This window comes from Allobosea sp. NPDC055332, from assembly GCF_053645455.1.
The window spans coordinates 744,047-760,898 of sequence record NZ_JBSHMO010000003.1; the positions used below are offsets into that span (position 1 = coordinate 744,047).

The window sequence follows — 16,852 nt, forward strand, 5'->3', positions numbered from 1 at the left end:
AGCGCCGATGCGGGGGCTTCGACTTCAGCTCATTGTCGGGGTTACGGCTGTTTTCGCCGCAGCAGTATCCGTGGGCTTCGCGCAGGAGCGCATTCGCGCGCGCAGCCCCGCACCCGCCGGCGCGAAACTCTCCTTCGTCGACCTTCAGAACAACGCCCGCATCGCCAGCAAGACGACGATCCGCTTCGCCGTCAGCGGCATGGAGGTGGTACCGGCCGGCACGGCGCGCCGGAATGCCGGCCACCATCATCTGCTGATCGACACCGAGCTGCCGCCTCTGGGGCAGCCGATCCCGAGCGATTTCAACCATCTGCATTTCGGCGGAGGCCAGACCGAAGCCGAAATCCTGCTTTCGCCGGGTCGCCACACGCTGCAACTGCTCTTCGCCGATCAGGACCACGTGCCACACGATCCGCCGGTGCTGTCGGAGAAGATCACCGTCGACGTCATGGCCGCGCCGGAGGAAAAGCCGCGCACGGCCGCAGCGCCCAATGCCAGGGTCTTCTTCGTCGGTCTGCAGGATGGTGCCGTGATCCCGCCACACTCTGTGGTCCGCTTCGGCCAGGAGAACATCGTGATCGCCCCTGCTGGCACGAAGCAGGACAACGCCGGCCACCATCATCTCCTGGTCGATACCGAATTGCCGCCGCTCGATCGCGAGATCCCGAGCGATTTCAACCATCTGCATTTCGGTCGCGGCCAGACCGAGACCGAGCTCACCTTGCCGCCCGGCGAACACACGCTCCAGCTCCTCTTCGCCGATCACGAGCACGTCCCGCACGACCCGCCGGTGATGTCGCAGAAGATCAGGGTGCGGGTGCAGTCGGCTTCGGTGACGAGCCCGGCAGCGCCCGTCGCTCCGCCCGCCCGCGCCGCCTCAGGGCGGACTCCGGCTCCCAACGACGCAGCGGTCTATTTCATCTATCCGCGCGACGGCACGCGGATCTTCGCGACCTCGACCATCCGCTTCGGCCTGCGCAACATGGGCGTCGCGCCAGCCGGCGTGGCGCGGCCCAACACTGGCCACCATCACCTGCTGATCGATGTGCCGACCCCAGCGCTCGACGCGGCGATCCCGTCCGACCTCAACCACATCCACTTCGGCAACGGCCAGACCGAGCGAAAGATCACGCTCCCGCCAGGCGAGCACACGCTGCAGCTCATCCTCGGCGACGACCAGCACGTCCCGCACGACCCGCCGATCATGTCGGAGCGCATCACCATCTATGTCGGCGCCCCCGCGAAGCGGAGGGTGCGCCGATGATCGTTGCACCGCGCCGCCTCCTCTCCGTCCTGGCCGCAGTCGCATCGTTCGCCGCACTGGCCTTGACCCACTCCCAGTTGATGGCGCAGGGCGTTCAGCGCCAGCCCTCGCCGCGTAACGCCCTGGTCTATTTCCACTATCCGCTCGACGGCCTGCGCGTGCCCGAGCGCTTCACCGTGCGGATCGGGCTGAAGGAGATGGGCGTCGCCCCGGCCGGGGTCGACAAGCCCGGCACCGGCCACCATCACCTGCTGATCGATACCGATCCTGGTCCGCCGGACCAGCCGATCCCCGCGGACTACAACCATATCCATCTCGGCAACGGCCAGACGGAGGTGATCGTCACCTTGCCGAAGGGAACGCATACGCTGCAGCTGCTGCTCGGCGATCACACGCATACGCCGCACAGTCCGCCGGTTCTGTCTCAGAAGATCACAGTCTACGTCAGATGAAGCATGGGTGCGGCCCCGCCGCATCGCGAGGCCGAGCGCCGCAGCGAAGGATGAACGCCATGTCCTGGTATCGTTGCCTCGCCATCGCCGCGCTAGCCATCCTCGCGCCGCTCGCCCCGGCCCTTGCCCAGAGCGGCGACGGCCAGCCGCCGCGCCTTGCCCTGGTGATTGGCAACGCCGCCTACCGCACGTCTCCCTTGGCCAACACCGCAGCCGATGCCCGCGCCGTCGCCGATGTGCTGCGCCAGGGCGAGTTCGACCTCGTCAGCATCGAGAACGCCGACCGTCCTGCGCTTGAGCGAGCGATCGCGACCTTTCGCGGCAAGCTCGCACGCGGCGCCCAGGTCGTCGTCTTCTATGCCGGGCACGCGGTGCAGTCGCGCGGCCGCAACTTCCTCGTCCCGGTCGACGCCGCGCCGCGCGGCCCGGTCGAAGTCGCGCGCGAGGCGATCGATCTCGACCAGCTCATCGACGCGCTGATCGTCAGCCGGCCCGCCAGCGCGCTGCTCGTGCTCGATGCGGCGCGCGACAATCCCTGGCAGGCAGGGCTCGGCGCCGGCAAGGGCCTGGCTCCGATCGAGCCGCTCGAAGCCATCGCGATCATGGCGCCGGTCGCGCCAGGGCGGACGGCGGCCGAGACCCCAGGCCGTGCGAACCCGGCGATCGAGGAATGGCTGAAGGCGATCCGCACGCCCGGTCTCGATATGGCCGCGGCGCTGACCCGCACGCGCGATGCCGTGAGCCGGGCGACCAGGAAGGCCCAGCAGGTCTGGATCTCGTCGCTGCCTCCGGCCGGGCTCGTCGTCACACCGACCAGCCGACCGGTCGCGACCGCCCTCAACACCAACCGAGGCATCATCAACGCGCCGCCGCCCCCAGGCCCTCAGTCCGACCAGCTCGGCCCTTATGAGCTCTCCTTCTGGGAAACGATCAGCAAGAGCCAGAATCCCGACGAGTATCGCGCCTATCTCGAGGCCTATCCGAAAGGCCGTTTTGCCGGACTGGCCCGGACCCGCGAGCAGTTCTACCGCAGCCGCACGCAGCCTGCGGCGGCGCAGCCGCCGGCACCCGCCCCGGCTCCTGCGGCCAGCTCGCCCGCCAGGACCGTCCGCGATTGCGACGATTGCCCGGAGCTGACCCTGATCCCGGCCGGCAGCTTCGAGATGGGCTCGAACGAGATGTTCGAGTTCGAGAAGCCGGTCCACGCCGTCAGCATCTCCAGGCCGTTCTATCTCGGCACGGACGAGGTCACCTTCGCGCAATGGGATGCCTGCGTCGCCGAGGGTGGCTGCAGTCACCGCCCGGGCGACCGCAATCTCGGCCGCGGCAAGCGCCCGGTCACCGACATCCACTGGAACGACGCCAACGCCTATGTCGTCTGGCTGTCCTACAAGACCGGGGGCAAATACCGCCTGCCGACCGAGGCCGAATGGGAATATGCCGCTCGTGCCGGCACGACGACGGCCTACCCTTGGGGCGGCGCTGTCGACAAGGAGATGGCCAACTGCATCGGCTGCAACACCCAGCCGCTGCGTCAGGCCAGCGAGGTCGGACAGTTCCCGCCGAACCGTTTCGGCCTGCGCGACATGGCCGGCAACGCCGCCGAATGGGTCGCCGATTGCTGGAGCGAGAACTATCGCGCCGCCCCCCGCGACGGCAGCGCCTATGCGCCGCCGGGCTGCCGCGAGCGCGTCCTGCGTGGTGGCTCCTTCAACAACGACCCACGCTATCTGCGCTCCGCCGCGCGCTTCAAATACGAGAGCGACGTGCGCTTCTACACCAACGGCTTCCGCGTCGCCCGCGAACCCTGAGCCCCCCGCCTGCCCTCCCAATAGCTGGCGGCGTGGCAAAGCGCACATAGCTGCGCATCTGTATCCCCTCGGCGACACAATCCTGTTCGCCTCACGGCCGGCCGCGGCTAGACTTCGATTCGCTACGGGTACGAGACGAATCGGCTGCGGCTCGGTTCCAGACCGCGCCGCCGGGGAGGCGCCATGCGGACTGTCCTGCGGCTACTGACCTATGCCCTGCTGGCACTCGCCGCCATCGCAGGAACGCTCATCTCCGGCGCCTCGCCGACAATCGCCCAGCAAAGGCGCTTCGCTTTCGTCATCGGCAACGGCGCCTATCAGAATATCGCCAAGCTGCCGAACGCCCTCAACGACGCCAATGCGACGCGGACCATGCTTCAGGAAGCCGGCTTCGACGTCACCGCCGCGACCGATCTTTCGCTCGCCGGCCTGCGCAGCGCGCTCGACGTCTTCGTCGAGAAGGTGAAGCAGAGCGGCACCGGCGCGACCGCCCTCGTCTACTATGCCGGCCACGCCGTGCAGCTCGACGGCGCCAACTACATCCTACCGACGGATATCCGCCCGGAAACCTCGGCAAACCTCCCGAGCCAATCGCTCTCGCTCTCGGATATCCTGCGCAAGCTCGACGCCGCCGGCGTCAGATCGAAGATCGCGATCCTCGATGCCTGCCGCAACAATCCCTTCGCCGCACGCGAACTGTCGCGCGGCCTGGCGCTGCAGATGGTCGACGGTGCGAACGAGGGCATCCGCAGCGAGGCCGGCCTCGCTCGTATCGATTCCAACAGCGGCACCTTCGTCGCCTTTGCGACCTCGCCCGGCTCGACCGCCGCTGATGGCACAGGCCCGAACAGCCCGTTCACCACCGCCTTCCTGCGCGAAGCGCGCGAGCCCGGCCTGCCAATCGAGCAGGTCTTCCGCCGCATCCGCCTCTCCGTCTACGACACCACCAGCGGCATCCAGATTCCTTGGGACACCTCCTCGCTGATCACCGATGTCAGCTTCTTCCCGCGCCCCGCCGGAGCCGCTCCGGCGCAGCCCGCGATTGCCGGTGCCGTCCCGCTCGCGACCCGCCCCACCCTGGCAGCGCTACGCGCGATGTCGCCTGCGGACGCTTATCGCACGGCCATCGCCTGGGACCGTCGCGACATCTATCGCAGCGCCCTCGACATCAACCCGGACGACCAGAGCGCATTGAGGCTGCACCGCATCCTGGCGCAGCGGACCGAGGAGACTGCCTGGGCCGAGACAGTGCTCGCCGGAGATGCCGAGTCCTTCAAGCTCTTCGCCCGCCTCTATCCCGGTTCGATGCATGTGAACGAGGCGCTGCGCCTGGCTGCGAGCGCGCCTAGCCGCAACCGTGTTCAGGTCGCGCAGACCTGCCCGGTCTGCCCGGCGCTTCAGCCGCGGGTCCGCCACGCCGATTACACCCCGCGCTCGCCCGGCCGCCCAAGCGCGCCGCCAAGGCAGCCGCAGGCCGCTCCGCCTCCGCCGCCGATCTACGCGCCGCCCCTGCCGGCCATCCTGCCCAGCCAGCCGCGCTGGACGGGCTTCTATGTCGGCGGCTCGCTTGGTGGTGGCCAGCAGAGCGGCCGCACGACCGTCGACGGCCCCTATGGCAGCCCGACGGTGACACCGACGACCACGACGACCAACACGACGAGCACGAGCACGAGCACAACCGCCACCACGACCGCGACGACGGTGACGACCGTGGAACTGGGCTCGACCACGGCCACAACGACGACCACGACCACGACCACGAACGCGACCACGGCCACCTCGACCAATACCACGGCCACCACCACGGCCGGGACGCCGACGCTGGCGCCCTGGGCGATCACACCCTCGGCAGTCCCGCGCAGTCTGACGCCCGATGGAGCCGGCGCCGTCGGCGGCGCCCAGTTCGGCTTCAACTACCAGATGGGCATGGTTGTGATCGGCGCAGAAGCCGACCTCTCAGCGACCCGGCCGGGCGGCGGCAAGAGTACCTCGGCCAACCCCGGAACACAGTTCACCACCCGCTCCAGCAACGAGCTCTCGATGCTCGGCACGGTGCGGATGCGCGCCGGCGTCGTGCTCGGCGATTTCCTGATCTACGGCAGCGGCGGCTATGCCTACGGCCTCGTCGAGCAGAAGGGCTCGATCACGCCCGACAATCTGCAGACCACCTCGGCTGCCAGCGGCTCGCGTTCGGGTCTCATCGGCGGCTGGGCGGTGGGCGGCGGCGTCGAATACGCGCTCGCGCCAGGCATGACGATCCGGCTCGACTATACCCACTACGAACTCGGCCAGAAGCGCCTGCTGCTGCAAGACTATACCGGACTGGCACCGGAACAGTACGCGGCGATGAGGATTCGCACTGCCGGCGACATCGTCAGGGCCGGCTTCAACTTCGGCTTCTGAGCGACGGCTACCACGAAAAAGGCCGCTGCCTCGGCAGCGGCCTCATCAGTTTCGGCGCTTGTCAGCCGAGTTCACCACATGTCGAGCGCGACCCTGGCCTCGTCCGACATGCGCGACTGGTCCCAGGGCGGATCGAAGGTCATGTTGACCGTCACGCCCGAGACGCCAGGTACGGCACCGACCGCATTCTCGACCCAGCCCGGCATCTCGCCCGCCACCGGGCACCCCGGCGCGGTCAACGTCATGTCGATCGCCACCTGCCGGTCATCGGCGATGTCGACGCGGTAGATCAGGCCGAGCTCGTAGATGTCGGACGGGATCTCCGGGTCGTAGACGGTCTTCAGCGCCGCGACGATGTCGTCGGTCAGCCGGTCGATCTCCTCCGGCGGCAGGCCGGAGCTCGCGCCCATGGTCGGCGCGTTCGGCTTGAGGTCTTCGGCAACGGTGTCGGTCATCGCAAAATCGTCCGTTCGGCGCGAGGGGGAGCGTCAGGAGAACAGCTCTTCCGCCTTGCGCAGGGCTTCCACCAATATATCGACTTCCTCCAGCGTATTGTAGAGGCCGAAGGACGCACGGCAGGTCGAGGTCACGCCATAGCGCGCCAGCAGCGGCATGGCGCAATGCGTGCCGGCCCGGACCGCGACGCCGGCCCGGTCGATCACCGTCGCGACGTCATGGGCATGCGCGCCGGCGAGTTCGAAGGCGATGATCGCGCCCTTCTCCTTCGCCTTGCCGAAGATGCGGATCGAGTTCATCTGCCCGAGCCGCTCCATCGCATAGGCGTTGAGCCTGGCTTCGTGCGCCGCGATGTTCTCGCGCCCGAGCGCCATCATGTAGTCGAGCGCCGCCCCGAGGCCGACTGCCTCGACGATCGCCGGCGTGCCGGCCTCGAAACGGTGCGGCGGATCGTTATAGGTGATCGCATCCTCGCTGACGGTGGCGATCATCTCGCCGCCGCCTTCATAGGGCGGCAGCTTCTCCAGCCATTCGCGCTTGCCCCAGAGGATGCCCGAGCCGGTCGGCCCATAGGTCTTGTGGCCGGTGAAGGCGTAGAAGTCGCAGCCGAGCGCCTGCACGTCGACCGGCAGGTGCACCGCGCCCTGCGAACCGTCGACGACGAGCGGGATGCGATAGGCCTGGCAGATCTTCGCGACCTCGGCGATCGGGACGATGGTGCCGATCGCGTTCGACATATGGGTCAGCGACACCACCTTGGTGCGCGGCGTGATCAGCTTCTCGAACTCGTCGATGAGGAAATTGCCGTCCTCGTCGACCGGCGCCCATTTGATCACGGCGCCGTGCCGCTCGCGCCAGTAATGCCAGGGCACGATGTTGGAGTGGTGCTCCAGGATCGAGAGGATGATCTCGTCCCCTTCCTGGATTTTCAGGTACTGCCCGAGCGAAGAGGCGACGGTGTTCAGGGCCCCGGTCGAGGAGCGGGTGAACAGCACCTCCTCGATATGGGCGGCGTTGAGGAAGCGGCGGGCGCTCTCGCGAGCCGCCTCATAGGCCTCGGTCGAGGCGTTGGCGAGGTAATGCAGGCCGCGATGGACGTTGGCGTAGTCCTCGCGCATCAGCCGCGTCATCGCCTCGATCACCGCTTCCGGCTTCTGCGCCGAGGCGGCATTGTCGAGATAGACCAGCTTCTTGCCGTAAACCTCGCGCGAGAGGATCGCGAAGTCCTTGCGGATCGCCTCGACGTCGTAGGGCTTCGCGATCGCGTTCATCTCAGGCCTTTCCGGCAGGCTCGGCGGGCCGGTCGGCGACGAGCGTGCCGGCATGCCCCCAATCCTCGCGCTCGATCTCCTGGATCACGATATGGGTGCTCTGCGGGTTCTTGCCGAGCACGCGGACGAGCGTCTGCGTGAACTCCTTGACGATCTCGGCCTTCTGCGCGCGCGTCGCGCCCTTGGTGATCTGCAGGTTGACGTAGGGCATCAGGCAGCTCCGGGCTTGGGTGCACCCTCGCGCTGGCCGAGCCAGCAGTCGATCTCGCGGGCGACGATCTCGCGCACGCCCTCGTCGCTGACCATGTCAGAGACCTCGCCGACGAAGGCTGCGAGCACCAGCGCCTCGGCCTGCGGCCGCGGCAGGCCGCGCGCCATCAGGTAGAAGAGTTGTTCGCCGTCGATCTGCGCCACGGTGGCGCCATGGCCGCAGACGACGTCGTCGGCGAAGATCTCCAGCTCCGGCTTGTTGAACATGGTCGCGCCATCGTTCAGCAGCAGCGCATGGCTCTTCATGCTGCCGTCGACCTTCTGCGAATGCGGACGGACGATGACCTTGCCCTGGAAGACGCCGGTGCCCTCGCCCTCGATGATGCTCTTGAACAGCTCGCGGCTCTCGCCATGAGCCGCTGCATGGTCCATCACCAGCGTGACGTCGGAATGCTCCTGCTTGCGCAAGAGGTTGATGCCGCGCAACCCAGCGCGGCTGTGCTCGCCGCCATAACGCAGGAAGCTCTGCTGGCGCAGTACGCCGCAATTCACCGCCACCGCGACGGAATCGAAGGTCGCATGGCCACCGAGCTCGACCAGCAGCGACTGCACCTGCACGGTCTCGGCGCGCTGGCGCGTCACCATCCGCACATGCTCGACCTCGGCGCCCTCGCCGATGACGAAGGAGGTTGCGTGGTTGATCTGCACCGGCGCCAGGCCGACACCCTCCTGCAATTCGACAACGGTGACCTTGGCGCCGGCGCCGATCTTGACCAGCGAGCGTGAGACGATCGAAGCCTCGCCGGCGCCGGTGCCGAGCGCGAGCAGCACGATCGGCTGGTCGAATTCCGTGCCGGGCGCGATCTCGATGACGACACCGTCCTGGGCGAAAGCGGCGTTGAGCATCAGCGCGCTGTCGTCGCGCGCCACCTCCGGTGCCGTGAAGGCCGTGGCGATCTCGTCCGGGCTCTCGGTCAGCGCCTCGGCGAGGCTGCGCGCCGTGATGCCCTCGGGCAGGCCTGTGAGATCGGAATCATCGGCGCTGAACACACCGTCGATGGTGACGAAGCGCCGGCCGGCAATGGTCTGCAGCGCCAGCCGGTCGGCGATCGCCTGCGGCCGGGTGGGACGACGCGCCAGCGGCATCGCCTCACGCACCAGATTGCGCAGATCGGTGTAGCGCCAGGATTCGAGCCGGCGATGCGGCAGGCCCTTGGCCTCGAAGCCGGCGAAGGCATCCTCGCGCAGCTTGCGCATCGCGCCGGCGCCCGGCAGCTCGGCCTTGATATTGGCGAACTGCTCGGCGAGCTGCTGCTCGGCCGCGGTCTTGAGCGGGGTGATGATCGCCATTACGCGGCCTCGCCATAGGAGGCATAGCCGCTCTTCTCGAGCTCGAGCGCCAGCTCCTTGCCGCCGGTCCTGACGATCTTGCCCTTCGACATCACGTGCACGGTGTCGGGCACGATATGGTCGAGCAGGCGCTGATAGTGGGTGATGACCAGGAAGCCGCGGTTCTGGGCGCGGAGCGCATTGACGCCCTCGGCGACGATGCGCAGCGCGTCGATATCGAGGCCGGAATCGGTCTCGTCGAGAATGCACATCGACGGCGACAGCAGCGCCATCTGCAGGATCTCCATGCGCTTCTTCTCGCCGCCGGAGAAGCCGACATTGAGCGGCCGGCGCAACATCTCGCGGTCGATGCCGAGCTTGTCGGCGGCGCCGTTGACCTGCTTGATGAAGTCGGGCGTCAGCAATTCGGCCTCGCCGCGCGCCTTGCGCTGCGCGTTCATCGCCGCCTTGAGGAAGGTCATGGTGGCGACGCCGGGGATCTCCAGCGGATACTGGAAGGCGAGGAAGATGCCGGCGGCGGCGCGGGCATCGGCCTCCATCTCCAGCAGGTTCTCGCCGTTGAGCAGGATCTCGCCGTCGAGAACCTCATAGTCCTCCTTGCCGGCGATGACGTAGGACAGCGTCGACTTGCCGGAGCCGTTCGGCCCCATGATCGCGGCGACCTCGCCAGCATTCACGGTGAGGTTGAGGCCGTTGAGGATCTGCTTGTCCTCGTCGGCGATCTTGACGGTGAGATTGCGAATTTCGAGCATTGGTTAGAATTCCATTCCGTGGCGGGCGAAGCCCGCAAGTTGAATTCGGTGTGTCACTTGGCAGGCGGCTCTGGTAGCACCTTGCCGTAGCCGCACATGTCCACGACGTAGAGCGGTTCTCGTTCGGTCACTCTCCGAACCGCCAGTTCGACCTGGCGATCCCAAGCAATCGAGATCAGAAGCGCGCCAGGCAGACCGCAGTCACCAGCTCCAAAGCCGGTGATCACTTCGATCTCGCCCTTCAGATCACCCTTTAATGTCTCGTCGATTTGGAGCTTCCCGACGACGAACTGACTGCCTAAGCGAACAACGTCACGGCCGGCGTTGACGGTCAGGACCTTGCCGCGCACGACATCTGACGCTTTTTGAAAGCGAGCAGACATTAGAGCTTCACCAACGAGTCCGTCATCGACGCAGGAACAGGCCATCGCGAATTCGCTATGAGCCGTCATCGCAACGAAAACAGCCGCAGCGCCAAGCAGAAAGCGATTCCTCCGCCCAGCGATCACCCCACGCTCCCCTCGAGCGAGATCGTGATCAGCTTCTGCGCTTCGACGGCGAACTCCATCGGGAGCTGCTGCAGCACCTCCTTGACGAAGCCGTTGACGATGAGCGCTACCGCCTCTTCCTCAGAGAGGCCGCGCTGCTGGCAGTAGAACATCTGGTCCTCGCCGATCTTCGACGTGGTCGCCTCGTGCTCGAAGATCGCGGTCGCGGTCTTGGCCTCGATGTAGGGAATCGTGTGAGCGCCGCACTGGTCGCCGATCAGCAGCGAGTCGCAATTGGTGAAGTTGCGAGCGCCCGTTGCCTTACGGTGGGCAGAGACCATGCCGCGATAGGTCGAGTCGGATTTTCCGGCCGCGATGCCCTTGGCGATGATCTTGGAGGTCGTGTTCTTGCCGAGATGCAGCATCTTGGTGCCGCTATCGACCTGCTGGGCACCGTTCGAGACAGCGATCGAGTAGAACTCGCCACGCGAGCCGTCGCCGCGCAGGATGCAGGACGGGTACTTCCAGGTGATCGCCGAGCCGGTCTCGACCTGCGTCCACGAGATCTTCGAGCGCTTGCCGCGGCAATCGCCGCGCTTGGTCACGAAGTTGTAGATGCCGCCCTTGCCCTCGGCGTCGCCGGGGAACCAGTTCTGCACAGTCGAGTACTTGATCTCGGCGTCGTCGAGCGCGATCAGCTCGACCACCGCCGCATGCAGCTGGTTCTCGTCGCGCTTGGGCGCGGTGCAGCCTTCGAGATAGCTCACATAGGAGCCTTCATCGGCGATGATGAGCGTGCGCTCGAACTGGCCGGTGTTCTGCTCGTTGATGCGGAAATAGGTCGACAGCTCCATCGGGCAGCGCACGCCCTTGGGGATGTAGACGAAGGAGCCGTCGGTGAAGACCGCGCTGTTCAGCGTAGCGAAGTAGTTGTCGGTCACCGGCACGACGCTGGCGAGGTACTTCTTCACCAGCTCGGGATGCTCGCGGATCGCCTCCGAGATCGAGCAGAAGATCACGCCGGCCTTGGCGAGCTCGTCCTTGAAGGTGGTGACGACCGAGACCGAGTCGAACACCGCATCGACCGCGACCCGGTTCTCCGGCGCGACGCCGGCCAGGATCTCCTGCTCGCGCAGCGGGATGCCGAGCTTCTTGTAGGTCTCCAGGATCGCCGGATCGACCTCGTCGAGCGACTTCGGATCGGCGCCCTTCTTCGGCGCGGCGTAATAATAGATGTCCTGGTAGTTGATCGGCGGATAGTTGACGCGCGACCAGGTCGGCTCGGTCATGGTCTTCCAGCGCCGGAAGGCGTCGAGCCGCCATTCCAGCATCCATTCCGGCTCGTTCTTGCGGGCCGAGATGTAGCGGACCGTGTCCTCGGTCAGGCCCTTGGCCGGCTTGTCGACCTCGAGCTCGGTGACGAAGCCGTATTTGTACTCGGTCACGTCGATCGACTTGACCTGATCAATGGTCTCCTGGACCGCTGCCATGTCTACTCTCCAGTCGCGGGTTCAAGGGCCCGCCGGTTCGGTCTTGCTCTTGCGGAGGGCCTCAGGCGGCTGCCTGAACCTTCCGGTTGGGGTTTGCAGCCAGGGCTTTCGCATAGGCCGCGATAAACTGGTCGATGTCTGCCTCGCAGGTGGTCCATCCGAGCGAGGCGCGCAAGGCCCCTTCGCTCATGACAGGGTCGACGCCCATGGCTGTCAGCACATGCGAGCGCCTGACCTTGCCGGAGGAACAGGCCGAGCCCGAGGACAAGGCAACCCCGGCGAGATCGAGCATGATCAGCGCCGTCTCGGCCTTGATGCCGGGCGTCGCGAAGGCGCAGGTGTTGGGCAGGCGCGGCGCCTTGCTGCCGAAGATCGCCGTATCCGGCGCCAGCGCCACGAGCCGGGCCTCCAGCTGGTCACGCAGCGCGCCCAGACGGGTCGCCTCTCCAGCGAGCGCCTTGCCGGCCTCCTCAGCCGCAACGCCGAAGCCGACGATGCCCGGCAGGTTCTCGGTGCCGGCGCGCCAGCCGCGCTCCTGGCCGCCGCCGCGCAAGGGCTTGTCGGCAAGCTCGAGCGCACCGGTGCGGAAGACGATCGCGCCGACGCCCTTCGGCCCACCGATCTTATGGGCGGACAGCGTCAGAGCATCCACACCCAAGGCATTGATATCGATCGCGATCTTGCCGGCGGCCTGGACCGCGTCGGAATGCACGAGCGCGCCGTGGCGCCTGGCGATGGCGACGACCTCGACGATCGGCTGCAGCACGCCCGTCTCGTTGTTCGCCAGATGGGCCGAGACAAGAGCGCGCTCATTGGGCTGCTCTGCCGCGAACCGCGCGACCCGCTGATCGAGCCAGCTGAGATCGACCAGACCCTCGCCATCGACCGGGATCGCTTCGGCCTGACCGGCAGGGAAACGATGGCCGTCGCGCACGCAAGGATGCTCGCTGGCACTGCACAGCAGCAGCGTAACCGGCGCCCGCACGCAATCGCGCGCGCCGCTGCAATCGCTGAGGCTAGGCGACAGGATCGTCGCATTGGCCTCGGTGCCGCCGCTGGTGAAGACGACATTGCTCGCCCTGGCGCCGACCAGCGCCGCGACCTGTTCGCGCGCCTGTTCGATCGCGCCGCGGGCCGTTCGACCCTCATTATGGACGGAAGACGGGTTGCCCGGCATCTGCAAGGCCCGCAGCATCGCCTCCGCCACGGCCGGGCGCACCGGCGTCGTGGCGTTGTGGTCGAGATAGCTGCGGGTCGTCGCGAACACCTGCGTCTATGCTCCGCTCCAGAGGGTTTGCCCGAAGACACGGCACGAAATGCTTGAAATCGCACCCCTGCACCGTGCTATAGCCGCCCGTCTGAGCCGCGATGGACTGGAACCGCAAGCGGCTATCGCTTGCATGTTCCAGTTTTGTTCACGGCTGTTAGAACCATTCTAAGCGCTTGATGTAGGGCGCGAGCGGCGGGGCCGTCAAGGGTGGAACGGGTACGCAGCGGTCGCATGACCGCTTTCGCGCCCGCTTCACCGACGGTTTTGCCCAGCAAGAGGCGGAATCAGAATGCCTGAGGTGATTTTCAACGGACCGGCCGGCCGGATCGAGGGCCGGTACCAGCCCGCCAAAAAGCGCGGCGCGCCGCTGGCGATCATCCTGCACCCGCACCCGCAATTCGGCGGGACGATGAACAACCAGATCGTCTACAACCTGTTCTACACCTTCGTGAACCGCGGCTTCTCGGCCCTGCGCTTCAACTTCCGCGGCGTCGGCCGCAGCCAAGGCCAGTTCGACCATGGCGCCGGCGAGCTCTCGGATGCCGCCGCTGCGCTCGACTGGATGCAGGCGCTGAACCCCGAGGCGAAGAGCTGCTGGATCTCCGGCGTCTCCTTCGGCGCCTGGATCGGCATGCAGCTGCTGATGCGCCGTCCGGAGATCGAGGGCTTCCTCTCGATCGCGGCGATGGCCAACCGCTACGACTTCTCCTTCCTCGCCCCCTGCCCGTCCTCCGGCCTGTTCGTGCACGGCTCGGAGGACCGCGTCGCCCCGGTCAAGGAGGTGATGGCGGTGATCGAGAAGGTGAAGACCCAGAAGGGCATCCAGATCGAGCACGCCGTGGTCGAGGGCGCCAACCACTTCTTCGACGGCCGCGTCGACCAGCTGATGGAGCAGGTCGGCGTCTATCTCGACCGCAAGGTCGGCCCCGAGATCATCAAGAGCGAGCAGGAAAAGGCCTGAGCTGCCCGGCTCACGATGACGGGTGGATCAGCCCCCGGCTCGAGGCCATGAAGGGCAGCGTCATCGCCGCTGTCCGCGCCTCCGCCAGTATCCAGTCCCGGAACAGCCTGATCTTGCGCTCGCGCTGGCGTTCGAGCGGATAGACGATCCAGTAGGCCCATTGGTCGCGTATGGCGTGCTCCACCGCGAAGACGAGCCGCCCGGCCGCGATATCGTAGGCAAAGAGCTCGGGCACGGCCATCGCGACGCCGTGCCCGCGCATCGCGGCCTGGACATTCATCGCCTGCATTTCCAGCGACATCGTCCGGCCGCCCTGCCGGGGCTGGTCGAGGCCGAGATCGGCGAACCAGACCTTCCAGGGCGTCTCGTCGGGACTGAGCAACGGCGCGCGCAGCAGATCGGCTGCCTCGCGCAATTGCAGGCGGTCGCGCAGCTCGGGCGAACAGAGCGGCGCATAGTGGCAGGCGAACAGCTTTTCTGCCGCGACGCCCGGCCAGGAGCCCGGCCCATAGCGCACTGCGAGATCGACGGCCTCGGTGGCGAAGTCGACCAGATGCTGCGAAGTCCTGACGCGGACGGCGAACTGAGGGTTCTCGCTCTGGAATTGGGCCAACCGCGGCGACAGCCAGGTGATCGCCATCGTCTGCAATGAAGAGATCGTCAGAACCGTCTGGTTTGCCTCGCAGACGTCGCGGAACACCGTCCCGATATCGGCGAGTGCCTTGCCGACCGGCCCTGCGAGGCGTTGGCCGATAGCCGTCAGCACGACCTGGCGCGGCTGGCGCACGAACAAGGCAGCTCCGACGCGATCCTCCAGCAGCCTGATCTGATAGCTCACCGCCGCCTGTGTCATGCCGAGCTCCTCGGCGGCGCGCGTGAAGTTCTGATGGCGTGCCGCAGCCTCGAAGACGCGGACCGCGGCAAGAGGCGGAAGCTTCGGCGGCGGCGGAGGCACGGGCATAAAGAAGCATAAGCTCTCTTTATGGCAGATGACAATCTTCCGCTTTGTCGCCCTGCCCCGTCTGGCCCAGATTCACCTCACATCGGCGGCGCTGCCGCCTACTCTTCCGAGGATCGATCATGACCTGCCTTGCGCAAACCGCGCCCCTCGCCCCGCGGCGCGGCGCATCACTCCTGCACGGCCTGTGGGCGCTCTGGCAGCGCCATGGAACAGCCGTTCGCATGCAACATCATCTAGCCGCGCTGGACGATCGCGCGCTCCGCGACCTTGGGCTTGCACGCGAAGCCGTGGAACCGCCGCACCGCAGTATCCCCACCGGATTATGGCTCGATCGCATTTCCGGATGAGGACTGGGGTGCTTCCGCCGCAAAAGCGGTTTCCACTTTGGCGGAACATGCTCTAGACGACGGCGGGACGACAAAGATCAAGATCGCAAGCCGCCATGACCGCCTTCAAATCCGACTTCCTGCGTGCGCTCGACGAGCGCGGCCTGATCCACCAGATCTCGAATCCGGAGGAGCTCGACAAGCTCTGCCGGCAGGGACCGCAGACCGCCTATGTCGGCTATGACGCGACCGCGACCAGCCTGCATATCGGCAACCTGATCTCGGTCACCATGCTCTACTGGTTCCAGGAGACCGGGCACCGACCGATCACGCTGATGGGCGGCGGCACCTCGATGGTCGGCGACCCGTCCTTCCGCGACGATCAGCGCAAGCTGCTCTCGATCGAGGAAATCAACGCCAACATCGAGAGCATCAAGAAGGTCTACTCGCGCATCCTGCGCTATGGCGACGGCCCGACCGACGCGCTGATGGTGAATAACGCCGACTGGCTGCTGAAGCTCAACTATGTCGAGTTCCTGCGCGACGTCGGCCGGCATTTCTCGGTCAACCGCATGCTCTCCTTCGACTCGGTGAAGCTGCGGCTCGATCGCGAGCAGTCGCTCTCCTTCCTCGAATTCAACTACATGATCATGCAGGGCTACGACTTCGTCGAACTCAGCCGCCGCTATGATTGCCGCCTGCAGATGGGCGGCTCCGACCAGTGGGGCAACATCATCAACGGCGTCGACCTCTCGCATCGCATGGAGGGCAAGCAGCTCTTCGCGCTGACGACGCCGCTGCTGACGACCTCGTCGGGCGCCAAGATGGGCAAGACCGCCAGCGGCGCCGTCTGGCTCAATGGCGACCTCTTCAGCCCCTATGAGTTCTGGCAGTATTTCCGCAACACCGAGGACGCCGATGTCGGCCGCTTCCTCAAGGTGTTCACGCGCCTGCCGCTCGCCGAGATCGCCAGGCTCGCCGCGCTCGGCGGCTCGGAGATCAACGAGGCCAAGAAGGTGCTGGCGACCGAGGCCACCGCGCTGCTGCACGGCCGCGAGGCGGCCGAAGCCGCGGCCGAGACCGCCCGCAAGACCTTCGAGGAAGGCGGGGCCGCCCAGGACCTGCCGAGCATCGAGGTGCCGGCGGCCGAGCTGAAGGCCGGCCTCGGCGTACTCAGCGCCTTCGTCAGCGCCGGCCTCGTGCCGTCGACCGGCGAAGCCCGCCGCCAGATCAAGGCCGGCGGCCTGCGCGTCAACGATGCCCAGGTCTCTGACGAGCGCGCGACGCTGTCGCCGGCCGACCTCGTCGACGGCGCGGTCAAGCTCTCCTTCGGCAAGAAGAAGCACGTCCTGCTGCGGCCAGTCTGAAGGGCGCTGAACGGCCGGCC

The 16,852-nt window shown here is 66.7% G+C and carries 16 protein-coding genes; 7 read left to right on the plus strand and 9 right to left on the minus strand.

Annotated features, from left to right (window positions below; genetic code table 11):
• Nucleotides 1-70: 70 nt before the first annotated feature.
• The 4 genes from ACWIGM_RS19825 to ACWIGM_RS19840 all read left to right on the plus strand — a co-directional run bounded on the left by ACWIGM_RS19825 (nt 71) and on the right by ACWIGM_RS19840 (nt 5,930).
• Nucleotides 71-1,264 (plus strand): DUF4399 domain-containing protein, encoded by a 1,194-nt coding sequence (locus ACWIGM_RS19825; protein ID WP_454027665.1) that lies wholly within the window; start codon nt 71-73, stop codon nt 1,262-1,264.
• Nucleotides 1,261-1,716, plus strand: a complete 456-nt coding sequence (locus ACWIGM_RS19830; protein ID WP_454027666.1) for a DUF4399 domain-containing protein — start codon at nt 1,261-1,263, stop codon at nt 1,714-1,716. Before ACWIGM_RS19825 ends, ACWIGM_RS19830 begins: the two co-directional genes overlap by 4 nt.
• Nucleotides 1,717-1,775: 59 nt before the next feature.
• Nucleotides 1,776-3,527, plus strand: a complete 1,752-nt coding sequence (locus ACWIGM_RS19835; protein ID WP_454027667.1) for an SUMF1/EgtB/PvdO family nonheme iron enzyme — start codon at nt 1,776-1,778, stop codon at nt 3,525-3,527.
• A gap of 183 nt (nt 3,528-3,710) precedes the next feature.
• A complete protein-coding gene (locus tag ACWIGM_RS19840) occupies nt 3,711-5,930 on the plus strand; it encodes a caspase family protein (RefSeq protein WP_454027668.1) in 2,220 nt (739 codons plus the stop codon).
• Nucleotides 5,931-6,001: 71 nt separating this feature from the next.
• On the opposite strand, the gene ACWIGM_RS19845 is transcribed toward ACWIGM_RS19840, so the two are convergent.
• The 8 genes from ACWIGM_RS19845 to ACWIGM_RS19880 all read right to left on the minus strand — a co-directional run bounded on the left by ACWIGM_RS19845 (nt 6,002) and on the right by ACWIGM_RS19880 (nt 13,214).
• On the minus strand, nt 6,002-6,340 hold the full coding sequence (locus ACWIGM_RS19845) for an SUF system Fe-S cluster assembly protein (protein WP_236846693.1): 339 nt from the start codon (nt 6,338-6,340) through the stop codon (nt 6,002-6,004).
• Between the two features lie 78 nt (nt 6,341-6,418).
• Nucleotides 6,419-7,657, minus strand: coding sequence for a cysteine desulfurase (locus ACWIGM_RS19850; RefSeq protein WP_454027669.1), 1,239 nt, complete (start codon nt 7,655-7,657; stop codon nt 6,419-6,421).
• A 1-nt stretch (nt 7,658) separates the two neighbouring features.
• Nucleotides 7,659-7,868 carry a tautomerase family protein gene (locus tag ACWIGM_RS19855; RefSeq protein ID WP_454027670.1) on the minus strand — a complete coding sequence of 70 codons (210 nt, stop codon included), beginning with the start codon at nt 7,866-7,868 and terminating at the stop codon, nt 7,659-7,661.
• A complete protein-coding gene (locus ACWIGM_RS19860; RefSeq protein ID WP_454027671.1) occupies nt 7,868-9,217 on the minus strand; it encodes a SufB/SufD family protein in 1,350 nt (449 codons plus the stop codon). The genes ACWIGM_RS19855 and ACWIGM_RS19860 overlap by 1 nt, the downstream gene beginning before the upstream one ends.
• Nucleotides 9,217-9,969, minus strand: a complete 753-nt coding sequence (gene sufC / locus ACWIGM_RS19865) for a Fe-S cluster assembly ATPase SufC (protein ID WP_454027672.1) — start codon at nt 9,967-9,969, stop codon at nt 9,217-9,219. Before sufC ends, ACWIGM_RS19860 begins: the two co-directional genes overlap by 1 nt.
• Nucleotides 9,970-10,022: 53 nt before the next feature.
• Entirely contained in the window at nt 10,023-10,478 is a 456-nt protein-coding gene (locus tag ACWIGM_RS19870; protein ID WP_454027673.1) for a hypothetical protein, read from the minus strand.
• Nucleotides 10,475-11,947 carry a Fe-S cluster assembly protein SufB gene (gene sufB / locus ACWIGM_RS19875; RefSeq protein ID WP_092153685.1) on the minus strand — a complete coding sequence of 491 codons (1,473 nt, stop codon included), beginning with the start codon at nt 11,945-11,947 and terminating at the stop codon, nt 10,475-10,477. Before sufB ends, ACWIGM_RS19870 begins: the two co-directional genes overlap by 4 nt.
• 61 nt (nt 11,948-12,008) lie before the next feature.
• Complete coding sequence (locus ACWIGM_RS19880) at nt 12,009-13,214, minus strand: cysteine desulfurase family protein (RefSeq protein WP_454027674.1); 1,206 nt, start codon at nt 13,212-13,214, stop codon at nt 12,009-12,011.
• Between the two features lie 292 nt (nt 13,215-13,506).
• On the opposite strand from ACWIGM_RS19880, the gene ACWIGM_RS19885 reads away from it, so the two are divergent.
• The gene (locus ACWIGM_RS19885) at nt 13,507-14,178 is read left to right on the plus strand and encodes an alpha/beta hydrolase (protein ID WP_137880940.1); all 672 of its coding nucleotides are present in this window, start codon (nt 13,507-13,509) and stop codon (nt 14,176-14,178) included.
• A 10-nt stretch (nt 14,179-14,188) separates the two neighbouring features.
• Here ACWIGM_RS19885 and gcvA read toward each other — a convergent pair whose 3' ends face one another.
• Nucleotides 14,189-15,139: a transcriptional regulator GcvA gene (gcvA, locus tag ACWIGM_RS19890; protein WP_454027675.1), complete on the minus strand. Its 951-nt coding sequence runs from the start codon at nt 15,137-15,139 to the stop codon at nt 14,189-14,191.
• A 119-nt stretch (nt 15,140-15,258) separates the two neighbouring features.
• Here gcvA and ACWIGM_RS19895 point away from each other — a divergent pair, with 119 nt between their 5' ends.
• Together ACWIGM_RS19895 and tyrS are read left to right on the plus strand one after the other, a co-directional pair.
• Nucleotides 15,259-15,486, plus strand: a complete 228-nt coding sequence (locus tag ACWIGM_RS19895) for a YjiS-like domain-containing protein (RefSeq protein ID WP_454027676.1) — start codon at nt 15,259-15,261, stop codon at nt 15,484-15,486.
• 95 nt (nt 15,487-15,581) lie between these two features.
• Nucleotides 15,582-16,832 carry a tyrosine--tRNA ligase gene (gene tyrS, locus ACWIGM_RS19900; protein ID WP_454027677.1) on the plus strand — a complete coding sequence of 417 codons (1,251 nt, stop codon included), beginning with the start codon at nt 15,582-15,584 and terminating at the stop codon, nt 16,830-16,832.
• Nucleotides 16,833-16,852 lie beyond the last annotated feature (20 nt).

Excerpts from the sequence above, each read along its gene's own strand:
- ACWIGM_RS19830 (WP_454027666.1), top strand. The coding sequence starts at position 1,261 with ATGATCGTTGCACCGCGCCGCCTCCTCTCCGTCCTGGCCGCAGTCGCA.
- ACWIGM_RS19835 (WP_454027667.1), top strand. The coding sequence starts at position 1,776 with ATGTCCTGGTATCGTTGCCTCGCCATCGCCGCGCTAGCCATCCTCGCG.
- ACWIGM_RS19840 (WP_454027668.1), top strand. The coding sequence starts at position 3,711 with ATGCGGACTGTCCTGCGGCTACTGACCTATGCCCTGCTGGCACTCGCC.
- ACWIGM_RS19845 (WP_236846693.1), bottom strand. The coding sequence starts at position 6,340 with ATGGGCGCGAGCTCCGGCCTGCCGCCGGAGGAGATCGACCGGCTGACC.
- ACWIGM_RS19850 (WP_454027669.1), bottom strand. The coding sequence starts at position 7,657 with ATGAACGCGATCGCGAAGCCCTACGACGTCGAGGCGATCCGCAAGGAC.
- ACWIGM_RS19855 (WP_454027670.1), bottom strand. The coding sequence starts at position 7,868 with ATGCCCTACGTCAACCTGCAGATCACCAAGGGCGCGACGCGCGCGCAG.
- ACWIGM_RS19860 (WP_454027671.1), bottom strand. The coding sequence starts at position 9,217 with ATGGCGATCATCACCCCGCTCAAGACCGCGGCCGAGCAGCAGCTCGCC.
- sufC (WP_454027672.1), bottom strand. The coding sequence starts at position 9,969 with ATGCTCGAAATTCGCAATCTCACCGTCAAGATCGCCGACGAGGACAAG.
- sufB (WP_092153685.1), bottom strand. The coding sequence starts at position 11,947 with ATGGCAGCGGTCCAGGAGACCATTGATCAGGTCAAGTCGATCGACGTG.
- ACWIGM_RS19885 (WP_137880940.1), top strand. The coding sequence starts at position 13,507 with ATGCCTGAGGTGATTTTCAACGGACCGGCCGGCCGGATCGAGGGCCGG.
- gcvA (WP_454027675.1), bottom strand. The coding sequence starts at position 15,139 with ATGCCCGTGCCTCCGCCGCCGCCGAAGCTTCCGCCTCTTGCCGCGGTC.
- ACWIGM_RS19895 (WP_454027676.1), top strand. The coding sequence starts at position 15,259 with ATGACCTGCCTTGCGCAAACCGCGCCCCTCGCCCCGCGGCGCGGCGCA.
- tyrS (WP_454027677.1), top strand. The coding sequence starts at position 15,582 with ATGACCGCCTTCAAATCCGACTTCCTGCGTGCGCTCGACGAGCGCGGC.